This is a genomic window from Bradyrhizobium sp., assembly GCF_049586575.1.
GTDB lineage: Bacteria > Pseudomonadota > Alphaproteobacteria > Rhizobiales > Xanthobacteraceae > Bradyrhizobium.
The window spans coordinates 1-5,933 of sequence record NZ_JBAVCF010000686.1 but is presented as its reverse complement, the minus strand read 5'-3'; the positions used below and the strand labels follow the sequence as shown (position 1 = coordinate 5,933).

Genomic DNA, 5,933 nt, shown 5'->3' with positions numbered 1-5,933 from the left:
CTTCTTTGATAGCGTCGTAATCCGCCTCGCTCGGCAGGGCCGGGCGTGCGGAGATTGGGGACAGGGCGAATGCTTCGTCGGCCATTGCTAACTCATCCGCGCAAATCACCGCGCGTTAACTTACGATCACCACGAAGTCGCGCGAATCGCAATTGAATTGATGCCATCCGAATCACAAATCCCCATCGCATCCTCGCACCTGTCACGGCGATTCGCTGTCCGTCTGGCGCTGTTCTATGGCGCGATATTCGCTCTCAGCGGCAGCCAGTTGCCGTTCTTTCCGGTATGGCTGAGAGGCGTCGGCATCGATGCCGCCTGGATCGGCATCATTTCGGCGGTGCCGGCCGTGACCAGATTTACCGTCCTGCCGCTGGTGACGAGCTTCGCCGAGCGCAGGGCCGCCTTACGCGGCGCCATGATCGTAACGGCCGTCATCACGACGTTCGGGTTCACGGCGATCGGCACCCAGCACCTGCCGGTCGCCGTGTTTTTGGCCTATGCCGTAACCGCTGCGGCGTGGACGCCAACGGTCCCGCTGACGGATGCCTATGCGCTACGTGGCGTCGTGCGATATGGGATCGATTACGGACCGGTCCGGTTGTGGGGCTCGGCGGCCTTTATCGTCGGTGCCTTGGGATGCGGGCGGCTCGCCGATCTCATCGCGGCCAGGCACCTGATCTGGATCATTGCGGCCGCGGCTGCGCTTGGCGCCGTCGTCAGCTTCGGCCTGCAACCGCTGGATAGCCGCAAGGCGCAAGCTTTAGCGCCGCGCGGTTCGGGCGCCTTGCTGCGCGACCCCGGTTTTCTGGCCATCATCGCCGCGTCGGCGCTGATCCAGGGCAGCCACTCCGCTTATTATGTCTTTGGCTCGATCACCTGGCAGCTCGCGGGCCTCGGCGGCTTCACGATTGCCGCATTGTGGGCGCTCGGGGTTATTGCCGAGATCGTGGTCTTTGCATTGTCGCCGCGTTTCACGCTGCAACCTTCGACCCTGGTGGTGATTGGGGGCTGTGGGGCCGTGGCGCGCTGGCTGATCACGGCGCAAGAGCCGCCGGTTGCCGTACTTGCCGTGGTCCAGCTTGCGCACGGTTTGAGTTTCGGGCTGACACAACTCGGCACCATGGGATTGATGGTGCGGCACGTTCCCGTCCCGGTCATCACGCGCGCGCAGGGCTATCTGGCCGCCGCCGCCGGGATTGTCTCGTCCAGCGCGTCGATCGTCTCGGGCATGATCTACGCCCGCTACGGCCAAGGCGTCTATTACCCAATGGCCTTGATGGCATTTGCAGGCGTGGCCGTGATCTGGCTCGCGCGGAAATATCTTGAGGCTCACCCCCAGAGCGAGGCGTCCGGCGGGTAGACGAGGCTGCCATCGTAGCGCAGGCCGCGCTCGCGGTCGCGCTTAAGCAGCAACGGGCCATCGAGGTCGACGAAACGAGCTTGTTGCGCGAGCAGCATGGCGGGCGCCATCGACAGCGATGTTGCCACCATGCAGCCGACCATGATGTCGAAGCCTTGCGCGGCCGCCGCGTCCGCCATGGCAAGCGCTTCCGTCAATCCACCGGTCTTGTCGAGCTTGATGTTGACCGCATCGTAACGTTCGCGAAGGCCGGGCAAGGAAGCGCGGTCGTGGACGCTTTCGTCGGCGCACACTGCAATCGGCCGCTTGATATGGGCGAGACGCCCATCGTTGCCGGCTGGCAGCGGCTGTTCGACCAGCGTGACGCCGGCTTCGGCGCAGGCGGCGAGATTTTGCTCGAGATTGGCTTCGGTCCAGGCTTCGTTGGCATCGACGATCAGTTCGGAGTCGGGAGCGGCCTTTCGCACGGCAGCGATCCGCAGCCCGTCGCCGTCGCCGCCGAGCTTGATCTTGAGTAGCCTGCGGCGCGCGGCCTTGGCGGTAGCGGCCGCCATCGTCTCAGGCGGGCCCAGCGAGATGGTGTAGGCGGTGACGGTAGCGCGGGGCGCGTCGCGGCCGAGCAAGTCCCAGATCCGCTGGTCACTCTGCTTGGCTTCGAGATCGAGCAGGGCGCAGTCCAGCGCGTTGCGGGCGGCCGATGGCGGCATGGCGGCCTGCAAGGCCACCCGGTCGAGCCCGCGGCCGATCGCATCCTGCATCGCCAGGATTGCCGCTAACGTCGCTTCCGGTGTCTCGCCATAGCGGGGGTAGGGTACGCATTCGCCTCGCCCGGCGGCCTCACCCCGACGCACTTCCGCCACAACAACGACCGCTTCCGTCTTGGCGCCGCGGCTGATGGTGAAGCCACCCTCGATCGGCCAGCGTTCGATTCTCGCGTCAAGTGTTGGCGGTTTGCCGGAAGTCATTTTAATATCTCGCAAATATGAACGTGCCGCTTGCCCGCCGCGACCTATTGTGTGACCTATTATGTATTGGCTGGGCTGTTGCGTTCTACAAATTTATCAGAGCGTCGCTGGATCTTTCTCTTCTTCACCGACAGGAGAAGCAGCGCGGGAGTTGGAATCGTGAACGGCGACCCGACATTGGAGCGTATCGCAAACGGCAATGGTCTCGCGCTGTGCGCGGCCGGCCCCTGGATCGCACGCTTTGCATCGGAACTCGAGCAGATGGTTTCGGATGCCGAAGGGCTGACCGGAAGCCGGCCCAACATCTTCATCGATGTGTCGCAGGTCTCCAAACTCGATACGTTCGGGGCCTGGCTGATCGAGCGCCTCCGCCGCAACCTGACCCAGGACGGCGCCGAGGCCAAGATCGCAGGCCTGTCGGCGGATTATTCCAGCCTCGTCGACGAGGTGCGCCGGGTAAAGGCGATCCCGGCAGCCGATGTCACGACGGTGACCATCACAGGCATCCTGGACCAGGTTGGCCGCACCATGACCGGCATCGGCAGTACGATGCTGGGGCTCGTCGATATGCTGGGCGCGGTATTGGCCGCCAGCGGGCGGGTCCTGACCCATCCGCGGAGCTTTCGCCTGACCTCCACGGTGCATCACATGGAACAGGTGTGCTGGCGGGCGGTGCCGATCGTCGTCCTGATCACCTTCCTGATCGGCTGCATCATCTCCCAGCAAGGCATCTTTCACTTCCGAAAGTTCGGCGCCGACATCTTCGTGGTCGATATGCTGGGTGTGCTGGTGCTGCGCGAGATCGGCGTGCTGCTGGTCGCAATCATGGTCGCGGGGCGTTCGGGAAGCGCCTACACCGCCGAACTCGGTTCCATGAAGATGCGGGAGGAGATCGATGCGCTGCGCACCATGGGTTTCGATCCGATCGAGGTTCTGATCCTGCCACGGATGCTGGCGCTGGTTCTGGCGCTGCCGATCCTGGCCTTCCTCGGGGCGATCTCCGCCCTTTACGGCGGCGGCCTCGTAGCCTGGCTTTATGGCGGGGTTGACCCGGAAGCGTTTCTGCTGCGGTTGCGCGATGCTATCTCGATCGACCACTTTACCGTCGGCATCATCAAGGCGCCGGTGATGGCGGCGGTGATCGGGATCGTCGCCTGTGTCGAGGGGCTTGCCGTGCAGGGCAGCGCGGAATCGCTCGGACGGCACACGACATCGTCGGTCGTGAAAGGCATCTTCTTCGTGATCGTGATGGATGGCGTGTTTGCGATCTTCTTTGCCTCGATCGGGATGTGACGATGGCGGTCCAGGCGCAGAGCCAAGTTCCGCTCCAGGTGCAGATCCAGGAGCAGGACGCGATCATACGGGTACGCGACATCTCGGTGCAGTTCGGTTCGACCAAGGTGCTCGACGGTCTCAACCTCGACGTCAAGCGTGGCGAGATCCTGGGCTTTGTCGGTCCCTCCGGCGCCGGCAAATCGGTGTTGACGCGCACGATCATTGGGCTGGTTCCGAAAGTCTCCGGGCGCATCGAGGTGTTTGGCGTCGATCTCGATGCCGCCAGCGCCTCCCAGCGGCGCGCCGTGGAGCGGCGCTGGGGAATCCTGTTTCAGCAGGGCGCGTTGTTTTCCTCGCTGACGGTGCGGCAAAACATCCAGTTCCCGGTACGCGAATATCTCGACGTCACCCAGCAATTGCTCGACGAGATCACCATCGCCAAGCTCGGCATGGTGGGACTGCGTCCCGAAGTGGCGGACCGTTTCCCGTCCGAATTATCCGGCGGCATGATCAAGCGCGTGGCGCTGGCGCGCGCTCTGGCGCTCGATCCGGAACTGGTATTTCTGGATGAACCGACCTCGGGCCTCGATCCGATCGGCGCCGGCGATTTCGACGAGTTGGTCCGGACGCTCCAGCGGACTTTGGGCTTGACCGTTTTCATGGTAACTCATGACCTCGATAGCCTTTATACGGCGTGTGACCGGATTGCCGTTTTAGGGAACGGTAAGATCATTGCCGCAGGATCGATGGCCGACATGCAGGCCTCGCAGCACCCCTGGTTGAGGGCGTATTTCCACGGCAAACGCGCCCGCGCGGTCATGGGATAGTTCACGAATTCATTTTTAGCATTTTCTTGTGGTTCTCTATCTCATTCAGGTTGGTTTCGGAGTTGGGTAATGGAAACGCGCGCGAACTACGTTCTGATCGGATCGTTCACGCTCGCCGTGATCGCCGCCGCGTTCGGCTTCGTGCTCTGGTTCCAGAGCCTCCATACCACCAAGCTGCGCAGCCCTTTGCGCATCATTTTCGAGGGCCCGGCCGCCGGCTTGCGAAACGGCGGCAGCGTCAATTTTAACGGTATTAGAGTAGGCGAGGTCGTCTCGGTAAAGCTCGACAACCCGCGTCGCGTGGTCGCACTGGCCATGGTCGAAAATAACACGCCGCTCCGCAAGGACACCCTTGTGGGCCTCGAGTTTCAGGGCCTGACCGGCGTGGCCGCCATTTCGCTCAAGGGCGGCGAGGAAGCGGCGCCCCCGGTGCCGCTTGGCGAAGACGGCGTCCCGGTGCTGACCGCCGATCCAAATGCGCTCCAGGACGTCACGGAGGCGATCCGCGGCACCTTGCAGAACATCAACCGGGTGGTCGCCGACAACCAGCAGGCCGTGAAAAACTCGCTGCATAACCTCGAAGTCTTTACCGCCTCGCTGTCGCGCAACGCCGAGAAGATCGACGGCGTCATGCTCAAGGTCGATGGCGTGATGGGCAAGGCCGACAATCTGATGGTTGGCCTCAACAGGCTCGCCGGCGGCAAGGATGGCGGGGAACTGTTCCTCACCGTCCAATCGATCCGCGAACTGGCCGAAGACTTCGACAAGCGCTCCGGCGCCCTGATGACCGACGGTCGCCGCACGCTCGCCGACATCAGCCGCGCGGTGAACAATCTCGACCGCAATCCGACCCGCTTGTTGTTCGGCGCGGGCAATTCAACCTCGCCGGCCGCCGCCTCGGCATCAACGCCGACGCCGCCGCCGCCGAGGCGTGCGCAGTAGCGAACTCCGCTGTCATCGTCCGCCAAACCGGTACGGGTCTCGCCTTCGGCGAGCCCAATGACAGGCTGCGGCGGACGATCCAGTATTCCAGAGGCTTGAATGTTGGGCCGAGAGGCTGCAGCGTACTGGATGCACCGCATGCGCGGGGCATGACGACCTTGTGTTGAGGTGCAAACAAAAACGGAGGCTGCGAGGCCTCCGTTTCATCATTCCCTATTTGCCACTCGCCACTTACCCCAGCCGGCCCGCCGCGTGCGCGAGCAGGGTGTAGACGAGGCCGGTCTCGGAGGTGAGGTGAGCGCGCAGCGCCTGCGGCCCGCGATCCTCCCGCGCGACCTCATCGAGCAGGCGCTCGAATTCGGCGATATAGCGGTCGACCGTCTGCTTGAAGTTGCGGTCGCTGCGATATTTGCGGGCGACTTCATCGAAGGCCTTCTGGCCCGCGGGCGTATAGAGCCGCTTCGAAAACGCCTTGCTCTCGCCGCGCTGATAGCGATCCCACATTTCAGCCGCGAGATTGCGATCCATCAACCGGCCGATGTCGAGCGACAGCGACTCCAGCGG

The 5,933-nt window shown here is 63.5% G+C and carries 6 protein-coding genes; 4 read left to right on the top strand and 2 right to left on the bottom strand.

The window, feature by feature from the left end:
* The first annotated feature begins 160 nt into the window (after positions 1-160).
* Entirely contained in the window at positions 161-1,360 is a 1,200-nt protein-coding gene (locus WB528_RS25105; protein WP_423891779.1) for an MFS transporter, read from the top strand.
* Here the strand turns inward: WB528_RS25105 and dgcA are convergent.
* Positions 1,330-2,325: an N-acetyl-D-Glu racemase DgcA gene (gene dgcA, locus WB528_RS25100; RefSeq protein WP_423891776.1), complete on the bottom strand. Its 996-nt coding sequence runs from the start codon at positions 2,323-2,325 to the stop codon at positions 1,330-1,332. The two genes, WB528_RS25105 and dgcA, sit on opposite strands and share 31 nt — an antisense overlap.
* A 159-nt stretch (positions 2,326-2,484) precedes the next feature.
* Between dgcA and WB528_RS25095 the strand changes: the two genes are divergently transcribed.
* The 3 genes from WB528_RS25095 to WB528_RS25085 all read left to right on the top strand — a co-directional run bounded on the left by WB528_RS25095 (position 2,485) and on the right by WB528_RS25085 (position 5,369).
* Entirely contained in the window at positions 2,485-3,618 is a 1,134-nt protein-coding gene (locus WB528_RS25095) for an MlaE family ABC transporter permease (protein ID WP_423891774.1), read from the top strand.
* A gap of 2 nt (positions 3,619-3,620) precedes the next feature.
* Positions 3,621-4,427 (top strand): ABC transporter ATP-binding protein, encoded by an 807-nt coding sequence (locus tag WB528_RS25090; protein WP_423891772.1) that lies wholly within the window; start codon positions 3,621-3,623, stop codon positions 4,425-4,427.
* Between the two features lie 69 nt (positions 4,428-4,496).
* Positions 4,497-5,369 carry an MlaD family protein gene (locus WB528_RS25085; protein WP_423891770.1) on the top strand — a complete coding sequence of 291 codons (873 nt, stop codon included), beginning with the start codon at positions 4,497-4,499 and terminating at the stop codon, positions 5,367-5,369.
* A 231-nt stretch (positions 5,370-5,600) separates the two neighbouring features.
* Here the strand turns inward: WB528_RS25085 and WB528_RS25080 are convergent.
* Positions 5,601-5,933: hypothetical protein (locus WB528_RS25080; RefSeq protein ID WP_423891768.1), on the bottom strand; the 333-nt coding region annotated here is incomplete at its 5' end.

Excerpts from the sequence above, each read along its gene's own strand:
- WB528_RS25105 (WP_423891779.1), top strand. The coding sequence starts at position 161 with ATGCCATCCGAATCACAAATCCCCATCGCATCCTCGCACCTGTCACGG.
- dgcA (WP_423891776.1), bottom strand. The coding sequence starts at position 2,325 with ATGACTTCCGGCAAACCGCCAACACTTGACGCGAGAATCGAACGCTGG.
- WB528_RS25090 (WP_423891772.1), top strand. The coding sequence starts at position 3,621 with ATGGCGGTCCAGGCGCAGAGCCAAGTTCCGCTCCAGGTGCAGATCCAG.
- WB528_RS25085 (WP_423891770.1), top strand. The coding sequence starts at position 4,497 with ATGGAAACGCGCGCGAACTACGTTCTGATCGGATCGTTCACGCTCGCC.